Raw genomic sequence first — 14,264 nt, 5'->3', positions numbered from 1 at the left:
CGGCGGGCCGCCGTGATTTCCGAGTGTGTGCCGCGAGTCCTCAGACGCGGTTGCCCGCGTGTCCGCGCCGCGTGCCGCGGCGTACGGCCTGGTTCACGGCTTCGAGGGCGAGCGCGGTGAGGACAACGGCCACGATCCGCTGCCACCAGGCGAAATCGTAGAACTCGCCCAGGGCGAACGCGACGAGGAAGGCGACCGGGACGGTCACCCAGACCGGTAGATTCGGAGCCTCAGGCCGCTTCGCGTCATGTGGAGTGGGCACGGTGCTTCCTTGTCTTCCAGGGGCAGCCCCCGGTGCGAAGGGCGCCGGGCGCGTCGACGCCTGCGGCGGTCAGCGATGGCCTGAAGTTCGGCCTGCTCCTGCGTGTTGAAGCGGCCGCTCTCGTACTTCAGCAGGTTAGCCGAGAGCTGCCGGGTGGCCTCAGCCCGGGTGATTGTGGGGGCAGCAGCGGTGGCCTCGGCCCGCGCCGGCTGAGCGGGGCTGGCGTGTGCGGTCGTTCCGGCGACACCCACCGGCGTGCATCTTCGCCCTTCCGGTCCAGTTCTGTCTGCTGCCCGTCCGGCAGCAGCTCGCACCACACCGTCTTGCCGTCCGGCCGCCGTGTCACGCCCCAGCGCGCCGACACGGCGGCCAGCAGCGCCAGACCCCGGCCCGACTCGGCGCCGGGGTCTTCGTGTTGCGGGGGTACGGGCAGCCGGTGCGGGTCCGGATCGGTGACCGCCACGCGGGTCGGGCTCACGTCGACGGTCACGGGGGTGCCTTCGCCTACGTGTTGGACCACGTTGGACAGTAACTCGCTGACACAGAGTTCGACTTCGGCGCCCGCTTCGCCCAGGCGCTCGCGTACGGCGCGCCGCACTTCCGCCACCGCTTTCGCCTGCGCGGGCATTTCGAGGATCAGTCGCACGGCGTGCTCGCTTTGTTGAGTACGTCGGTGAGGGCTCGGACGGTGGCGGTGTTGCAGTTCCCGAGCGCTACGAGGGGCCGCAGGGGGAGCTGCGCGGCGAAGGTGGGCAGGTCGACGCCGAGCGACGGCAGGGTGATGCCGTGGGCGGCGAGGGCGGTGCGGAGTTGGTCCACGCAGTCGTCGATGTCCATGTCCATGGCCATGGGGCGCCTTTCCGTGTGTGTGCGGTGTGTGACGAATCCCTCACAGCGTGGCGTGGTGTTGCGTACGGTTGAAGGGGTTCGGGTTGCGCAGGGCAACTGGTAAAGGGCGGTGGGTAGTTGTGCCTCCACGTAAGGACACCGACGCTTCGGCGAGCGTGTCGTGCTTTTACGGCGCCGAGTTGCGCTTTCACCGCGAGGCGGCGGGGCTGACGCTTGAGCAGCTGGTGGAGGGGAGCTACCGGGGCATCTCTTTCCTGAGCCAGATCGAACGCGGTGAGCGGCGGATGCCGGAGGATCTGGCGCGGCATGTGGACAAAGTGCTTCGGACGGACGGGTTTTTCGAGCGGCGTTGCGAAGATGCGGCCAAGGCGCGGCAGGCTGGGCATCCGCTGTACTTCGTCGAAGTACCTGAGCTGGAGAATCGAGCGGAGACTCTGGAGGAGTGGGGCCCGTTCAGCATCCCTGGCCTTCTTCAGACCGAGCCGTACATGCGGGGGCAGATGCGCTACTCGGTGCCGTTGACGCCGCTGAGAACGGTTGACGAACGTGTTCGCGCGCGGATTGCGCGAGCGGAGCTGTGGAATCGCGAGGACCGGCCCACGTATTGGGGAATCCTGCGGGAGTCGGTCATCCGGAAGACGCCGTTGCCTGCGGCTGTGATGGCTGACCAGTTGGAGCACATTCTCGACGTGATTCGGTTCTCGCGGAGCGTTCTGCAGGTCGTGCCGGAAACGGCTCCCTGGCACCCCTTGATGCACGGCATGGTCAAGGTGATGACCTTCTCGGACGCCCCACCGCTGGTGTGGACGGAGACCGACTTCGACGGGCGGATCGTCGATTATCCGGCCACCGTCAAGGAGTACCGTCGTAGGTACGATCTGCTGCGGGCCGTCGCGCTTCCGCCAGAGGCGTCCCTTGACCTGATCGAAGAAGTAGCGAGGACCTACAAAGATGACGCGCAGCAAGGGGATTGACCTGAACGCGGTCGCGTGGCGTAAGTCCAGCTACAGCAACCCCGATGGTGCCGACTGCCTGGAGGTCCGCGACGACCTCCCCGGTCTCGTCCCCGTCCGGGACTCCAAGAACGCCGAAGGCCCCGTGCTCGTGTTTCCCGCCGCCGCTTGGGGGGCGTTCGTCCACGAGCTCCGGGGTCCTGAACTGCCTTAGCGTTACGGCTTTTTGATGACGAGGGTGTGCGCCGCCTTGTCGTGCCACCCCTGCTGGCGGCCGGAGTTGTCCCAGAACGGGGACAGGAACACGAGCGTGCTGCCGATGCACACCAGAGCACCGAGCTGCGGGATGACCCAGCGGACGAAGCCCGCGCCGGCGCCGGGGGCCTGGCCGGTGTCGTCCTTGACGACCTTGATCCCCACGGCCATCTTGCCGAGCGTCGCGCCCGCGAACGAGATCATGAGCCACTCGTAGAGCAGCGTGATGAGGGCGAGGGCGGCCAGGACGCCGAGCCCCACGAGGAAGGCGTTCATGAAGGCGTCGTCACGGCACTCGTAGTAGTCGGCGTCCCGCCAGTCGCACTGGTCGGCCTGGTCGGCCAGGCCGAGCGCGCCGAGCAGGCCGACGGCGGTGAAGATGCCGTAGATGACGCCGATCACGACGCCGTCGATCAGCCGGGCCCCGAACCGGGTGCCCATGCTGGCGAGTTGGACGGTACCGAGCGTCGGCAGCTGCACGAAGCCGTAGCCGCCCGGAGGCGGCGCGGCCGGGTAGCCGTACCCCTGTGGGACGCCCTGCGGGGCCTGCTGCGGGTAGCCGTAGCCGTAGCCGGGCTGGTCCTTGGGCTGCTGCGGATATCCGTAGGGCTGCCCCTGGGGCTGCTGGGGCGGTTGTCCGTACGGGTTGTTGGGATCGCCGAAACTCATGGCGGGTGTCCTTCGGGGGCGCGGGGGGAGGGGCGGGGGTGGGGAACGGCAAGAGGCCGACTGCCCGAGCGGGCGGTCGGCCTCTTCGTGCGGATACGGCGTGACGCCGCGGTTCGCTCAGTAGCGCGGGCGGTTGAACCAGGCGGCACCGTCGGACTTGGCGACGAAGACGATGATCAGCACGCCGACGGCGATGGAGACGATGCCCAGCGGGAGCTGGGCGATGCCGCCGAGGACGATGAACGCGCCGTAGACGATGGCGCAGACGCGGGTGGTGCTGCCACCGTTCTTGAAGCTGGCAGCGAGCCAGACTCCGAGGCCGGCCAGGAGCAGGATCAGGATGCCCAGGACGACGAGCATGCCCGCGCCGAAGTCCATGGCGGCGGTGTCGGCGGTGGGGGCGCCTTCGCCCAGCTCGTTCACCGCGGCCGCGCCCACGAAGGAGAAGATGCCGCCGATGATCTGGAAGGCGACGATCACCCACAGCATGACGCGGGCGGCCTTCACACCACCGGGCATCTCCATGGCACCGCCCGGGTAACCGGGGTAGCCGCCGGGCTGAGCCTGCTGCGGGTAGCCGTAGCCCTGCTGGGGCGGAACGCCCTGCGGGGCCTGCTGCGGGTAGCCGTAACCGGGCTGGCCCTGGGGTTGGCCGTAGGGCTGGCCCTGCTGCTGGCCGTACGGGTTGTTCGGGTCGCCGAAGCTCATGGCTGTTGTTTCCTCCGTTGACGTGCGGGGACTACGCGGTTGGTACGGAGGAGCTGAGCGGTTCTGCGGTTGGTCCCCCCGTGCACTGCCCGCGGCACTGCGCCGCTCATGGTTCTAAAAGCGCGGCGCATTTGTCCAGCCACGGCCGGAAGAGTTGTGCAAGTGCAACACAGGGCGGACACCGGGCGGACACCGGGCGGGCCCGTACCGGATTGGAGACCTGGGTGGGTCATCCGCGAGGATGGGGGTATGACCGCCCAGATTCTCGATGGCAAGGCCACCGCCGCAGCGATCAAGGCCGACCTCGTCCGCCGTGTGGAAGCGCTGAAGGCGCGGGGCGTGACGCCCGGCCTCGGAACCGTGCTCGTCGGGGAGGACCCCGGCAGCCAGAAGTACGTCGCGGGCAAGCACCGCGACTGCGCGCAGGTGGGCATCGCGTCCATCCAGCGCGAACTGCCCGCCACCGCCACGCAGGACGAGATCGAGGCGGTCGTGCGTGAGCTGAACGAGGACCCGGCCTGCACGGGGTACATCGTGCAGCTGCCGCTCCCCAAGGGCATCGACGAGAACCGCATCCTGGAGCTCATCGACCCCGCCAAGGACGCGGACGGCCTGCACCCCATGAACCTCGGCCGCCTCGTCCTCAACGAACCGGCGCCGCTGCCCTGCACCCCGTACGGCGTGATCCAGCTGCTGAGGCAGTTCGGCGTGGAGATCAACGGGGCGCATGTCGTCGTGGTCGGCCGGGGCGTGACGATCGGGCGGTCGCTGCCGCTGCTGCTCACCCGTAAGTCGGAGAACGCGACCGTGACGCAGTGCCACACCGGCACCCGTGACCTCGCGGCCCAGCTGCGCCAGGCCGACATCATCGTGGCCGCGGCCGGTTCGCCGCACCTGATCAAGCCGGAGGACGTACGGCCGGGGGCCGCGGTGCTCGACGTCGGCGTCAGCCGGGACGAGAACGGCAGGATCGTCGGCGATGTGCACCCGGGCGTCGCCGAGGTCGCGGGCTGGCTGTCGCCCAACCCGGGCGGGGTGGGCCCGATGACGCGGGCGCAGCTGCTCGTCAACGTCGTGGAGGCGGCGGAACTGGCCGCGGACGCGCAGGGTACGGCGTGACATGGGTGCGTCCGTGAGCGAAGAGGCACCGGAGCCGCGGAAGAAGACGCGGCGGTTCCCGTCGATCACCCGGGACACCGCGCGGCCCGAGGGCGGCGGCCGCGCCGCCGCCGGGGACGCGCCCGCGCCCGCGCGCCAGTGGCCGATGCTGACGGTGCTCGGCCTGACCGGGGCCGGGCTGCTCCTGACGGCGTTCGACCTGTTCCGGGTCGGCACGGTCCTGATCGGCGTCGCGCTGCTCGCGGGTGCCGTGCTGCGCTGGGTGCTGCCGTCGGTGGGCATGCTGGCGGTCCGCTCCCGCTTCACCGACATGGTGACGTACGGGGTACTCGGGGCCGTGATCGTGCTGCTCGCGTTGATGGCGCAGCCGGACGGGCTTGAGATCCCGTTCCTTGAGGGGATCCTGCACTTTACGGTGACGAACTAGAGGAACGGGACCGACCAGGGGTGCCCTGAGCAACGGTGACGGCGCCCGTCCTCTCCCCCGAGGGAGGACGGGCGCCGTCGGCTTGGGTGGGCGGGGGCCGCAGATGTGCTCCCCCGTTGCGGTCCCGCCCGGAATCCAGAGTCATGGACGTGACAACGGGGTATCAAGGGCCGCCTGGTGGCTGTGACGCGGAAGTGACCATTCCGACACGGTGTGTGCGGTCGGCAACGATCTTCACGAGCCCGTAATGACCTTCCGGCCAAGGCGTTCCCGGGACCGTCCGGGGCTGTCCTGGGGTGTGTCCTGGGGTGTGTCCTGCTGTGTGTCCTGCTGTGTGTCCCGCTGTGTGTCCTGGGGTGTGTCCTGGGGTGTGTCCTGGGGTTCCACGTGGCGCGTCCGCCCGGTGGTGGGAGACTGACGGCGTACTCACGGCAGGCAGCACGCGCGGGGGTCGTCAGGTCGGACGGGGGACAAGGGGGGAAGGGGAAGCATGCCTCGTTGGAAGGCACTGCCGGAGGAACTGGATCCGCAGGTGCGGGAGTTCGCGAGCCAGTTGCGACGGCTCGTGGACCGCAGCGGCCTGAGCATCGCCGCGCTCTCGGACCGCACCGGGTACAGCAAGACGTCCTGGGAGCGGTATCTGAACGGCCGGCTGCTCGCGCCCAAGGGTGCGATCGTCGCCCTGGCCGAGGTCACCGGCACCAATCCGCTGCATCTCACCACCATGTGGGAGCTGGCGGAGCGGGCCTGGAGCCGGTCCGAGATGCGGCACGACATGACCATGGAGGCGATCCGCATCTCCCAGGCGCGCGCGGCCCTGGGGGAGTTCGGCCCGCAGCCGGACGCGAAGGCGCGCGGCGGGCGCGGGGGGCGCGGCGGGGCGCAGGGCGGTGCCGGTGCGCGCGGAGGCGCGCGCGGCGCGGGCCCCGCGCGCCAGGGCGGCTCCGCCGCCACCTCGTCCGCCGCCGCGCCTTCAGCCCCTTCCTCTGCCCCTTCCTCTGCCCCTTCCTCTGCCCCTTCCGCCGCCCCTTCCGCCTCGTCCGTGCCGGGTGCCTCGGCCGCCGCGCCCTCCGTACGGCCCGCGTCGCCCACGTCGCCCGCGCCGTACGGAGGGCGCGGCGGCTCCTTCGGCCCCGTGGACCCCTCCGGTCCGCAGGGCGGTGGGCCGCCGAAGGGGCGCAAGGGGCGGAAGGGGGTGGCGGTCCTCGTCGCCGTCGTCCTGGTTCTGGTGGTGGCCGCGGGCGCGCTGTACCTCACCGGGTTCGGGTTCGGGTTCGGCGGAGGCGAGCCGGAGGCGAAGCCGTCCCCGTCGCCGACGAGCAGCGCGCCGGAGCTGCCCGACGGGGTGGGCTGCGTGGGCGCGGACTGCGCCGGTGAGGACCCCGAGGAGATGGAGTGCAGCGGCGAGTTGGCGCTGACCTCGACCAGCGTCACCGTCGGCACCGCCCTCGTCGAGGTCCGCTACAGCGAGACCTGTGGCGCCGCCTGGGCCCGCATCACCCGGGCCGCGGCCGGCGACACGGTACGGGTCACGGGTTCCGGTACGGCCGCCGACGGGCAGCGCCGCGAGGTCGACGCGGACGGGGACGCGTACACGCCGATGGTCGCGGTGAAGAGCGCCGCGGACGCGACGGCCTGCGCGACACTCACCTCGGGCCTCAAGGGCTGCACGGGGGCGGACGTCTGAGGGTCGACGCCCCACCCGCCCCCTGACCCGGCGAACTGATGCGCGGAAAAGCGGAAAAAAGGGGGGCGAACCGGGACACGTACGCGCCGGGGCCCGGCAACCCCCGATTGACGAACGGAAGTTCGCACGCGGTGCGCATGCTCGGCGTGACTCCGGGCAGGCGCGTCCTCACCTCCCCCCACGGGAACGCGGGGCCACGGGGCCACGGGGTACCCCCGGCCCCGCCCCGCCCCGCCCCACCCCGCCCCACCCCACCCGAGGCCCCACTGTGGGCCGGGCCACACAGGTCCGGCCGTGCGGGTTCGGCGGGGCGGTATAGCCTGACCGGTGGATCTCTCTTGACGCCAAGAGATCGATCATCGAGAAGCGAGAAGCGGTCGGTCGATCGGTACGAAGGCGCCGTACGGAGATCCCGCACCCCGGGGCAGGGCCCCGACCGCCAGCTGTCTTAACGGAGATCGACATGACCCGCACTCCCGTGAATGTCACCGTCACCGGCGCGGCCGGCCAGATCGGTTACGCACTGCTCTTCCGCATCGCCTCCGGCCACCTGCTCGGCGCGGACGTGCCGGTGAAGCTGCGCCTCCTGGAGATCCCGCAGGGCGTCAAGGCCGCCGAGGGCACCGCCATGGAGCTGGACGACTGCGCGTTCCCGCTGCTCAAGGGCATCGACATCTTCGACGACCCGAACCAGGGCTTCGAGGGCGCCAACGTCGCGCTGCTCGTCGGCGCCCGCCCGCGCACCAAGGGCATGGAGCGCGGCGACCTGCTCGCGGCCAACGGCGGCATCTTCAAGCCGCAGGGCAAGGCCATCAACGACCACGCCGCGGACGACATCAAGGTCCTCGTCGTCGGCAACCCGGCCAACACCAACGCCCTGATCGCCCAGGCCGCCGCCCCGGACGTACCGGCCGAGCGCTTCACCGCGATGACCCGCCTCGACCACAACCGCGCGCTCACCCAGCTCGCGCAGAAGACCGGCGCCTCCGTCGAGGACATCAAGCGCCTGACCATCTGGGGCAACCACTCGGCGACCCAGTACCCGGACATTTTCCACGCGGAGATCGCCGGCAAGAACGCCGCCGAGGTCGTGAACGACGAGGCGTGGCTGGCCGACACCTTCATCCCGACCGTCGCCAAGCGCGGCGCCGCGATCATCGAGGCCCGTGGCGCCTCCTCGGCCGCCTCCGCCGCCAACGCCGCCATCGACCACGTGCACACCTGGGTCAACGGCACCGCCGAGGGCGACTGGGCCTCCATGGGCATCCCGTCGGACGGCTCGTACGGCGTCCCGGAGGGCCTGATCTCCTCCTTCCCCGTCACCACCAAGGACGGCAAGTACGAGATCGTCCAGGGCCTGGACATCAACGAGTTCTCGCGCGCCCGCATCGACGCCTCCGTCAAGGAGCTCGCCGAGGAGCGCGAGGCGGTCCGCGGCCTCGACCTGATCTGAGCCCTTCCGGCACCACCCCTGCCTCCGCCCCGGCGGCCGTTCGACGGCCGTCGGGGCGGAGGTTTTTTCGTACGCGGTGTGAGCCCGGCTCCTCTATGATGTGATCCCTCGCATATGTACGGGTCAACTCGGCTGAGTCGTAAGGCAGTTGAGTGTCGGTTTGGTGTCAGGGGGAACATTGACGCAGCAGCCACAGATGCCGTCCCAGCCACAGGCGCCTTCCCAGCCACAGGCGCCTTCCCAGCCACAGGTGCCGTCCCAGCCAGGGGGGCCCGCGGGGGACGGACCGCCGCCCGCGCTCCCCGTCACCCCGCCCGGCGCCAGCGAGGCCACCCGGCTGCTGTGCGCGGGCAGTTACCTGGACGAGGCGTACCGGCAGGCGGTCATCGACGAGCTGTACGTCCACGAGGAGCGCATCGTCGCCCCCTCGCTCGGCTTCGACGCGGCCCGCGTCCTCGCGCACGCGATGCGCGCCCGCCTGCTCGAACTGAGCTGGGCGGCGGGGATCCTGTTCCTGTGGGTCATCGGGACGGTGCTCAGCTCCTACCTGATGCTGGTCCTCGTGGTGCCGTCCCTGACGCTGTTCTTCGCCGCGAGACTCAGGGGCGAGGACCCGCGCGCCTCGCTCTGGCGCCGCGTACCGGCCCTGCTGATGCGGTGGTCCGGACGGATCCTCGTGCTGGTCACGCTCCTGGTCCTGCTCGCCGTCGGCATCGGGGAGTCCGACGGGGCGAGCATCGGCTCGATCGTGTCCCTCACGCTGCCGGGGCCGTTGAGCGACGTCGTCGCGCTGCTGGAGTCGTCGGGCGGCACCGTGGCCGAGCCGTTCCACGGCTGGGCGGTCCTGGCCACGCTGGTGCTCGTGGCGCTCTGCGTCGCCGCCCAGCGCGGCCAGTTCGCCCGGGCCCTCGCGGGTGAACTCCACCCCGGGAACTTCGGCGACATGGCGGCCGACCCGGCCGAACGGGCGGGCGGCCCTCGCTTCCAGCGGCTGCGCACCCGGATCAGGATCGAGCAGCACGCCCCGCTGGTCATGTACCACTCGGCGCACCCCTTCTGCGGCGCCGGCGAGCCGTACGACGCCTGGACCCTCGCCGTCGAGCTGCGGCCCGACCCGGGCAAGGAGCAGCGGCCGCTCGGCAACCGCGTGATCCTGGACGCGGTGCGCCCGCTGTTCGACGATCTCCGGGTGCCCGCGCCGCACGCCGAGGGCAGGGGCCGGGACCGGCTGCGGCAGCTGCAGATCGACGAGTGCGTGTTCCTGCCGGTGGACGGCCTGCCGCGCCGCGACCTCGCGCCGTACGAGGCGGGCGCGTTCGAGGCGCACCGGGACGAGTCGGTGGAGGAGGGCGGCGAGACGCGGCGGCACTTTCTGCGGATCCGGGTCGGCGGCTGGGAGGAGGAGGTCGTCACCACGGTGTTCGTACGGGTGCACACGCAGGGCGGCATGCTGATGCTGGAGGTCGCCCCGCACGTCCTGCTGCCGGTCCGCAAGGACTTCGAGAACGCCGACCGGCTCGCCCACGAGTTCCGCCACAGCAGCCTGTTCGGCAAGGCCATGTGGGCGCTGGGCCACACCCCTCGCTCGTTCGTGCACGCCGTGGTGACGCTCGGCCGGGGCGTGGCGTACTCCTGGCGGGCGATCACCGGCGGGTACGGGAAGGCGCTGCCCGACGGCCCGGCCGCGTCGGTCCGTGAACTGGGCTCGGACGGCGATTCCTCGCTCTTCCAGGACATGGACGTACGCCGCTACCTGAAGTCCATCCAGGACCGGGTGGCGAACGGCGTGCGGACCGCGCTGCGCGACGCCGGGTACCGCACCGACGAGTTCGCGCAGAAGATCGTGAACGTCAGCGGCGGCGGCACGCTGATCGAGAACGCCAGCGGCGCCTTCGCCGTCGGCGACCGCAACGTCATCACCAACCAGGCGGCGCAGCCCGGCAGTCCGGGCACCGGGCCGGAGCCGGGCTCGCCGTTCACCAAGTCAGGGGGAGGCCCCAGTGGCAGCGAATGAGGACCGGGACGCGGGCGGCCCGGCGGGCGGCGGCGTGCACATCAGCCAGGTGCAGGGCGCCTTCGCCGTAGGGAACGACAACAGCGTCGTCAACCAGCAGGCGGGCGTCCCGCCGCGCGACCCCGCCCAGGAGGAGCTGCTGCGTGCGGTACGGGAACTCCGCGGCGACCTCGCCCGGCTGGTGCAGTCCGAGGAGACGGCCGCCCTTGACGCCGAACTGGCGGACGCGCAGGGCGAGATCGAGCAGTCCGGCCAGGCCGGGCCCGGCCGGCTCGCGCGGCTGCGGCAGGCCCTCGCGGACGCGGGCGCGGTGACCGGCCTGGTGGCGTCGGCGGTGGCGGTCTCGCAGGCCGTCGGCGTGCTCGTCGGGGGCTGAGCGTGGCCGGGCAGGGGCAGGGGCAGGGCGGGGTGCGCTGGAACCCCGAGACGCAGCGCTGGGACACCGGCGGCCCGGAGCCCGCCCCGTACACCCCGCCGCCTCCGCCACGGCCGGAACACGCGCCGGGGGCGGGGGAGCAGGGGTCATGGGCGCCGCAGTACCCGGAGCCGGAGCGGGGGCCGGGAGCGGAGTCCGTGCCGTGGTTCCGGCGGGGTGCCGTCGTCGGGTCGGCGGCCGCCGTCGTGCTGGCCGCGGGCCTCGGGTCGTACCTGCTGTGGGGCGGGGGAGCGGAGCCCGCGCCGGACGCCAGGCCCTCGCCCCCGGCGAGCGCCGCCTCCACGCCCCCGGCCGCCCAGGAGCCGACCGCCGCGGAGCCGACCGCCGAGCCCGGCCCTTCCGAACCGGCGTCCCCGTCGCCCACGGCGCCGCCCGGGTACCGGCTCGCCGAGGAGGACGAGTTCACGCTGGCCGTGCCCGAGGGCTGGGAGCGGCGCACGGAGGAGGGCAAGAACGGCGTCACGCTCTACTACTACGAGGCGCCGGCGGGCCCGGGGCGGATCCAGGTCTTCAAGGTCACGGAGCCCGGCGCGACGCCGCTGAGCACGGTCCGGCTCGCCGAGAAGGACCTGAAGCGGCTGCCCGGCTACGAGCGGAACGCCCTCGGGCCGGTCGAGCACCCGTACGGGGAGGCGGCGGAGCTGGACTACTCGTACGCGAGCGAGGAGTGGTCCATGGACCTGCGCACCCTCGACCGCATCGTGCCGGCCGCCCCGGACGACCCGACGCTGTGGGCGGTCCTGAGCACCGGCCCCGCGGACGCCTGGCCGTCGCAACGGCAGGCGCTGGAGGACGCGCTGGGCTCGTTCGCGGCGACGCTCCCCTGAACCGTCCCTGCCCGGGGGGTGCGCCGGACAGGCCCTAACCGATGTTGACCGTCTGGTCCGCCGGAGGCGCCTTCACGGTGACCGGGCGGTCGAACTCGGAGAAGGTCATGTCGATCTCGACACCCTTCGCCGGGTCGTCCGCCTCGACCTTGAGGGGGTACGGCTCGCCCTCCGTGGAGACGTACATCCTGCCCCTCTGCTGGTCGTTGGTGACGTTCAGGGTGATCGCCGGCCGCCCGTCGACCTCCGTGCGCCCGCCCTTCTCGACCGTGGCGCCCTGGGATTTGCCGGACTGCTCGGTGATCTGCTGCTTGAAGGAGTTGAGGTCGCAGAGCTGGGCGATCTTCGCGCCGTCGGCGTCCCGGACGCTGGTCTCCAGATACTTGCCCTTGAGCAGCTGGGCCGCCGCGTCGCCCCCGAGCTGCGGTGCCTGCGCGGAGAGCCACTTCGCGTCGGGCTTGATCCACACCCGGTCGCCGATGCGTATGACCTCCATGCTGCCCTTGTTGTTCTGGTCGTCGACCGTCCCGGTGCAGTTGTCCTTGGTGTCGTACGAGAGCTCGAAGGACGCCGGGGCGGGCTCGGCCATGCCGTCGATCTCCGCCTCGACGTGCAGGGACGTGACGCCAAGCAGCGCCTCCCGGGCCGCGGCGCCGATCTCCTGGGGGCTCTTGTCCGCGATGCCGTTGTCGTCGCCGGCGACTGCGGCACCGGTGAGACCGGCGGCACACAGGGCGGCGGCACAGAGAGTGACGCCAACAGTGCCGAAAGTGCCGGATTTTGCCTTACGGGACCTGCGCATCGCACGTCCTCCCGCCGGAAGATTTCGCAATAAACCGTACGACTCGGGCCTTCTGATCGCATGCGGAGTGACTCATGGCACTTTCGGAGTGGGAACCGACATGCTTTTCAGCCCCTAGGGCAGGGGAATCGGATCACCTCAGTGACTGGGGGTGAATAAATCGGTAAACGGAAGGCAAGACGCGAAGTGTCGGCACAACAGACCATCCACGTGGACGGAGAGTGGCGTAACGCCGCCTCCGGGGCCACGCGCGAGATCCTCGACCCCGCGGATGCCAAGCCGTTCGCCGTGGTGGCGGAGGGTGACGCGAGCGACGCGGACGCCGCGATCGCCGCGGCCCGCAAGGCCTTCGACCACGGGACGTGGCCGGACACCCCGGTCGCCGAGCGCGCCGCCCTGCTGCGCCGGGTCGCGGACCTGCTCGTCCGGGACCGGGAGAAGATCGGCCTCCTGGAGAGCCGGGACGCGGGCAAGACCGTCGAGGAGGGCCGCGTCGACGTCGACTGCGTCGCCGACGCCTTCCGCTACTTCGCGGACCTCGTCATCGGCGAGGGCGCGGGCCGTGTCGTGGACGCGGGTACGGACACCGTGCTCAGCGTCGTCGTGCACGAGCCGGTCGGCGTCTGCGCGATGATCACCCCCTGGAACTATCCGCTGCTGCAGGCCAGCTGGAAGATCGCCCCGGCGCTCGCCGCGGGCAACACCTTCGTCATCAAGCCCAGCGAGGTCACGCCGCTGACCACGGTCGCGCTGATCGAGCTGCTTGCGGAGGCCGGACTCCCCGCCGGTGTCGCGAACATCGTCACCGGACCCGGCCACTCCGTCGGCGCCCGCTTCGCCGACCACCCGGACGTCGACCTGATCTCCTTCACCGGCGGCCTGATCAGCGGCACGAAGGTGGCCCAGGCCGCGGCCGTCTCCGTCAAGAAGGTCGCCCTGGAGCTCGGCGGCAAGAACCCCAACGTGGTCTTCGCGGACGCCTGCGCCACCGAGGCGGGCTTCGACACCGCCGTCGACCAGGCCCTGAACGCCGCGTTCATCCACTCCGGGCAGGTCTGCTCGGCCGGCGGCCGGCTCATCGTCGAGGAGTCGGTCCGCGACCGCTTCGTCGCCGAACTCGCCGCACGGGCAAGCAAGATCAAGCTGGGCCGCGGCACTGAGGAGGGCGTCGAGTGCGGCCCCCTCGTATCGCAGCAGCAGCTCGACAAGACCGAGTACTACGTCGACTCCGCTCTGGAGGAGGGCGCCAAGCTGCTCACCGGCGGCAAGCGGCCCGAGCCCAGCGAAGTCCGGCCCGCCGAGGGCTACTTCTACGAGCCGACCGTCCTCGACGGCTGCCACCGCGAGATGCGCGCGGTCCGCGAGGAGGTCTTCGGCCCGGTCCTCACCGTGGAGACCTTCACCACCGAGGACGAGGCCGTGGCCCTCGCCAACGACACCGAGTACGGCCTGGCCGGTGCCGTCTGGACCAGCGACTCGGGCCGCGCCCGCCGCATGGCCCGCCGGATGCGCCACGGCACGATCTGGATCAACGACTTCCACCCCTACCTGCCGCAGGCGGAGTGGGGCGGCTTCGGCAAGAGCGGCGTCGGCCGCGAGCTCGGCCCGGCCGGCCTCGCCGAGTACCGCGAGTCCAAGCACGTCTACGAGAACCTGGCGCCGGAGCCGGTGCGCTGGTTCGCGGGCTGACCCCGTCCTGGCCTGACACTCGCGGGCGCCGTGAACTCCCTTGCGGCGCCCGCCCCCTTGACCGTATGCACCCATAAGCGCAAGCACCTTGAGCACGCCATGCAGGAAGAGGAG

The 14,264-nt window shown here is 71.4% G+C and carries 16 protein-coding genes; 10 read left to right on the top strand and 6 right to left on the bottom strand.

Features of this window, described 5'->3' with window-relative positions; translation table 11 throughout:
• Positions 1-40: 40 nt before the first annotated feature.
• The 3 genes from QIS99_RS05425 to QIS99_RS05415 form a co-directional block, all read right to left on the bottom strand.
• Positions 41-262 carry a hypothetical protein gene (locus tag QIS99_RS05425; RefSeq protein WP_282511020.1) on the bottom strand — a complete coding sequence of 74 codons (222 nt, stop codon included), beginning with the start codon at positions 260-262 and terminating at the stop codon, positions 41-43.
• A 127-nt stretch (positions 263-389) separates the two neighbouring features.
• Positions 390-908, bottom strand: coding sequence for an ATP-binding protein (locus tag QIS99_RS05420; protein WP_282511018.1), 519 nt, complete (start codon positions 906-908; stop codon positions 390-392).
• On the bottom strand, positions 899-1,111 hold the full coding sequence (locus QIS99_RS05415) for a hypothetical protein (protein WP_282511016.1): 213 nt from the start codon (positions 1,109-1,111) through the stop codon (positions 899-901). The genes QIS99_RS05420 and QIS99_RS05415 overlap by 10 nt, the downstream gene beginning before the upstream one ends.
• Before the next feature lie 119 nt (positions 1,112-1,230).
• On the opposite strand from QIS99_RS05415, the gene QIS99_RS05410 reads away from it, so the two are divergent.
• Positions 1,231-2,085 carry a helix-turn-helix domain-containing protein gene (locus tag QIS99_RS05410; RefSeq protein WP_282511013.1) on the top strand — a complete coding sequence of 285 codons (855 nt, stop codon included), beginning with the start codon at positions 1,231-1,233 and terminating at the stop codon, positions 2,083-2,085.
• A complete protein-coding gene (locus QIS99_RS05405) occupies positions 2,063-2,278 on the top strand; it encodes a DUF397 domain-containing protein (protein ID WP_282511010.1) in 216 nt (71 codons plus the stop codon). The genes QIS99_RS05410 and QIS99_RS05405 overlap by 23 nt, the downstream gene beginning before the upstream one ends.
• A gap of 2 nt (positions 2,279-2,280) precedes the next feature.
• Here the strand turns inward: QIS99_RS05405 and QIS99_RS05400 are convergent, their stop codons facing one another.
• Both QIS99_RS05400 and QIS99_RS05395 read right to left on the bottom strand, forming a co-directional pair.
• Complete coding sequence (locus QIS99_RS05400) at positions 2,281-2,988, bottom strand: RDD family protein (protein WP_282511007.1); 708 nt, start codon at positions 2,986-2,988, stop codon at positions 2,281-2,283.
• Positions 2,989-3,105: 117 nt separating this feature from the next.
• Positions 3,106-3,696 carry a hypothetical protein gene (locus QIS99_RS05395; RefSeq protein ID WP_282511004.1) on the bottom strand — a complete coding sequence of 197 codons (591 nt, stop codon included), beginning with the start codon at positions 3,694-3,696 and terminating at the stop codon, positions 3,106-3,108.
• Positions 3,697-3,945: 249 nt separating this feature from the next.
• Here QIS99_RS05395 and QIS99_RS05390 point away from each other — a divergent pair, with 249 nt between their 5' ends.
• The 7 genes from QIS99_RS05390 (at position 3,946) to QIS99_RS05360 (ending at position 11,659) form a co-directional block, all read left to right on the top strand.
• Positions 3,946-4,815, top strand: coding sequence for a bifunctional methylenetetrahydrofolate dehydrogenase/methenyltetrahydrofolate cyclohydrolase (locus tag QIS99_RS05390; RefSeq protein WP_282511002.1), 870 nt, complete (start codon positions 3,946-3,948; stop codon positions 4,813-4,815).
• Between the two features lies 1 nt (position 4,816).
• Complete coding sequence (locus QIS99_RS05385) at positions 4,817-5,242, top strand: DUF3017 domain-containing protein (RefSeq protein ID WP_282511000.1); 426 nt, start codon at positions 4,817-4,819, stop codon at positions 5,240-5,242.
• A gap of 490 nt (positions 5,243-5,732) precedes the next feature.
• The gene (locus tag QIS99_RS05380) at positions 5,733-6,929 is read left to right on the top strand and encodes a helix-turn-helix domain-containing protein (protein WP_282510997.1); all 1,197 of its coding nucleotides are present in this window, start codon (positions 5,733-5,735) and stop codon (positions 6,927-6,929) included.
• A 463-nt stretch (positions 6,930-7,392) separates the two neighbouring features.
• Complete coding sequence (locus QIS99_RS05375; protein WP_282510995.1) at positions 7,393-8,382, top strand: malate dehydrogenase; 990 nt, start codon at positions 7,393-7,395, stop codon at positions 8,380-8,382.
• 250 nt (positions 8,383-8,632) lie between these two features.
• On the top strand, positions 8,633-10,396 hold the full coding sequence (locus QIS99_RS05370) for a hypothetical protein (protein WP_282510993.1): 1,764 nt from the start codon (positions 8,633-8,635) through the stop codon (positions 10,394-10,396).
• Positions 10,383-10,772: a hypothetical protein gene (locus QIS99_RS05365; protein ID WP_282510991.1), complete on the top strand. Its 390-nt coding sequence runs from the start codon at positions 10,383-10,385 to the stop codon at positions 10,770-10,772. The genes QIS99_RS05370 and QIS99_RS05365 overlap by 14 nt, the downstream gene beginning before the upstream one ends.
• Positions 10,773-10,774: 2 nt before the next feature.
• Positions 10,775-11,659: a hypothetical protein gene (locus QIS99_RS05360; protein WP_282510988.1), complete on the top strand. Its 885-nt coding sequence runs from the start codon at positions 10,775-10,777 to the stop codon at positions 11,657-11,659.
• Between the two features lie 34 nt (positions 11,660-11,693).
• Here the strand turns inward: QIS99_RS05360 and QIS99_RS05355 are convergent, their stop codons facing one another.
• A complete protein-coding gene (locus QIS99_RS05355; protein WP_282510985.1) occupies positions 11,694-12,461 on the bottom strand; it encodes a hypothetical protein in 768 nt (255 codons plus the stop codon).
• A gap of 186 nt (positions 12,462-12,647) precedes the next feature.
• Between QIS99_RS05355 and QIS99_RS05350 the strand changes: the two genes are divergently transcribed.
• On the top strand, positions 12,648-14,150 hold the full coding sequence (locus tag QIS99_RS05350; protein ID WP_282510982.1) for an aldehyde dehydrogenase family protein: 1,503 nt from the start codon (positions 12,648-12,650) through the stop codon (positions 14,148-14,150).
• Positions 14,151-14,264: the final 114 nt, after the last annotated feature.

This window comes from Streptomyces solicavernae (assembly GCF_029968095.1).
Lineage (GTDB): Bacteria > Actinomycetota > Actinomycetes > Streptomycetales > Streptomycetaceae > Streptomyces > Streptomyces solicavernae.
This window is presented reverse-complemented; position numbering and strand designations above follow the sequence as displayed.

What these genes read in the sequence shown, in the direction of transcription:
- QIS99_RS05415 (WP_282511016.1), bottom strand. Translation starts at nt 1,111, where the DNA reads ATGGCCATGGACATGGACATCGACGACTGCGTGGACCAACTCCGCACC.
- QIS99_RS05405 (WP_282511010.1), top strand. Translation starts at nt 2,063, where the DNA reads ATGACGCGCAGCAAGGGGATTGACCTGAACGCGGTCGCGTGGCGTAAG.
- QIS99_RS05400 (WP_282511007.1), bottom strand. Translation starts at nt 2,988, where the DNA reads ATGAGTTTCGGCGATCCCAACAACCCGTACGGACAACCGCCCCAGCAG.
- QIS99_RS05395 (WP_282511004.1), bottom strand. Translation starts at nt 3,696, where the DNA reads ATGAGCTTCGGCGACCCGAACAACCCGTACGGCCAGCAGCAGGGCCAG.
- QIS99_RS05390 (WP_282511002.1), top strand. Translation starts at nt 3,946, where the DNA reads ATGACCGCCCAGATTCTCGATGGCAAGGCCACCGCCGCAGCGATCAAG.
- QIS99_RS05385 (WP_282511000.1), top strand. Translation starts at nt 4,817, where the DNA reads ATGGGTGCGTCCGTGAGCGAAGAGGCACCGGAGCCGCGGAAGAAGACG.
- QIS99_RS05380 (WP_282510997.1), top strand. Translation starts at nt 5,733, where the DNA reads ATGCCTCGTTGGAAGGCACTGCCGGAGGAACTGGATCCGCAGGTGCGG.
- QIS99_RS05375 (WP_282510995.1), top strand. Translation starts at nt 7,393, where the DNA reads ATGACCCGCACTCCCGTGAATGTCACCGTCACCGGCGCGGCCGGCCAG.
- QIS99_RS05355 (WP_282510985.1), bottom strand. Translation starts at nt 12,461, where the DNA reads ATGCGCAGGTCCCGTAAGGCAAAATCCGGCACTTTCGGCACTGTTGGC.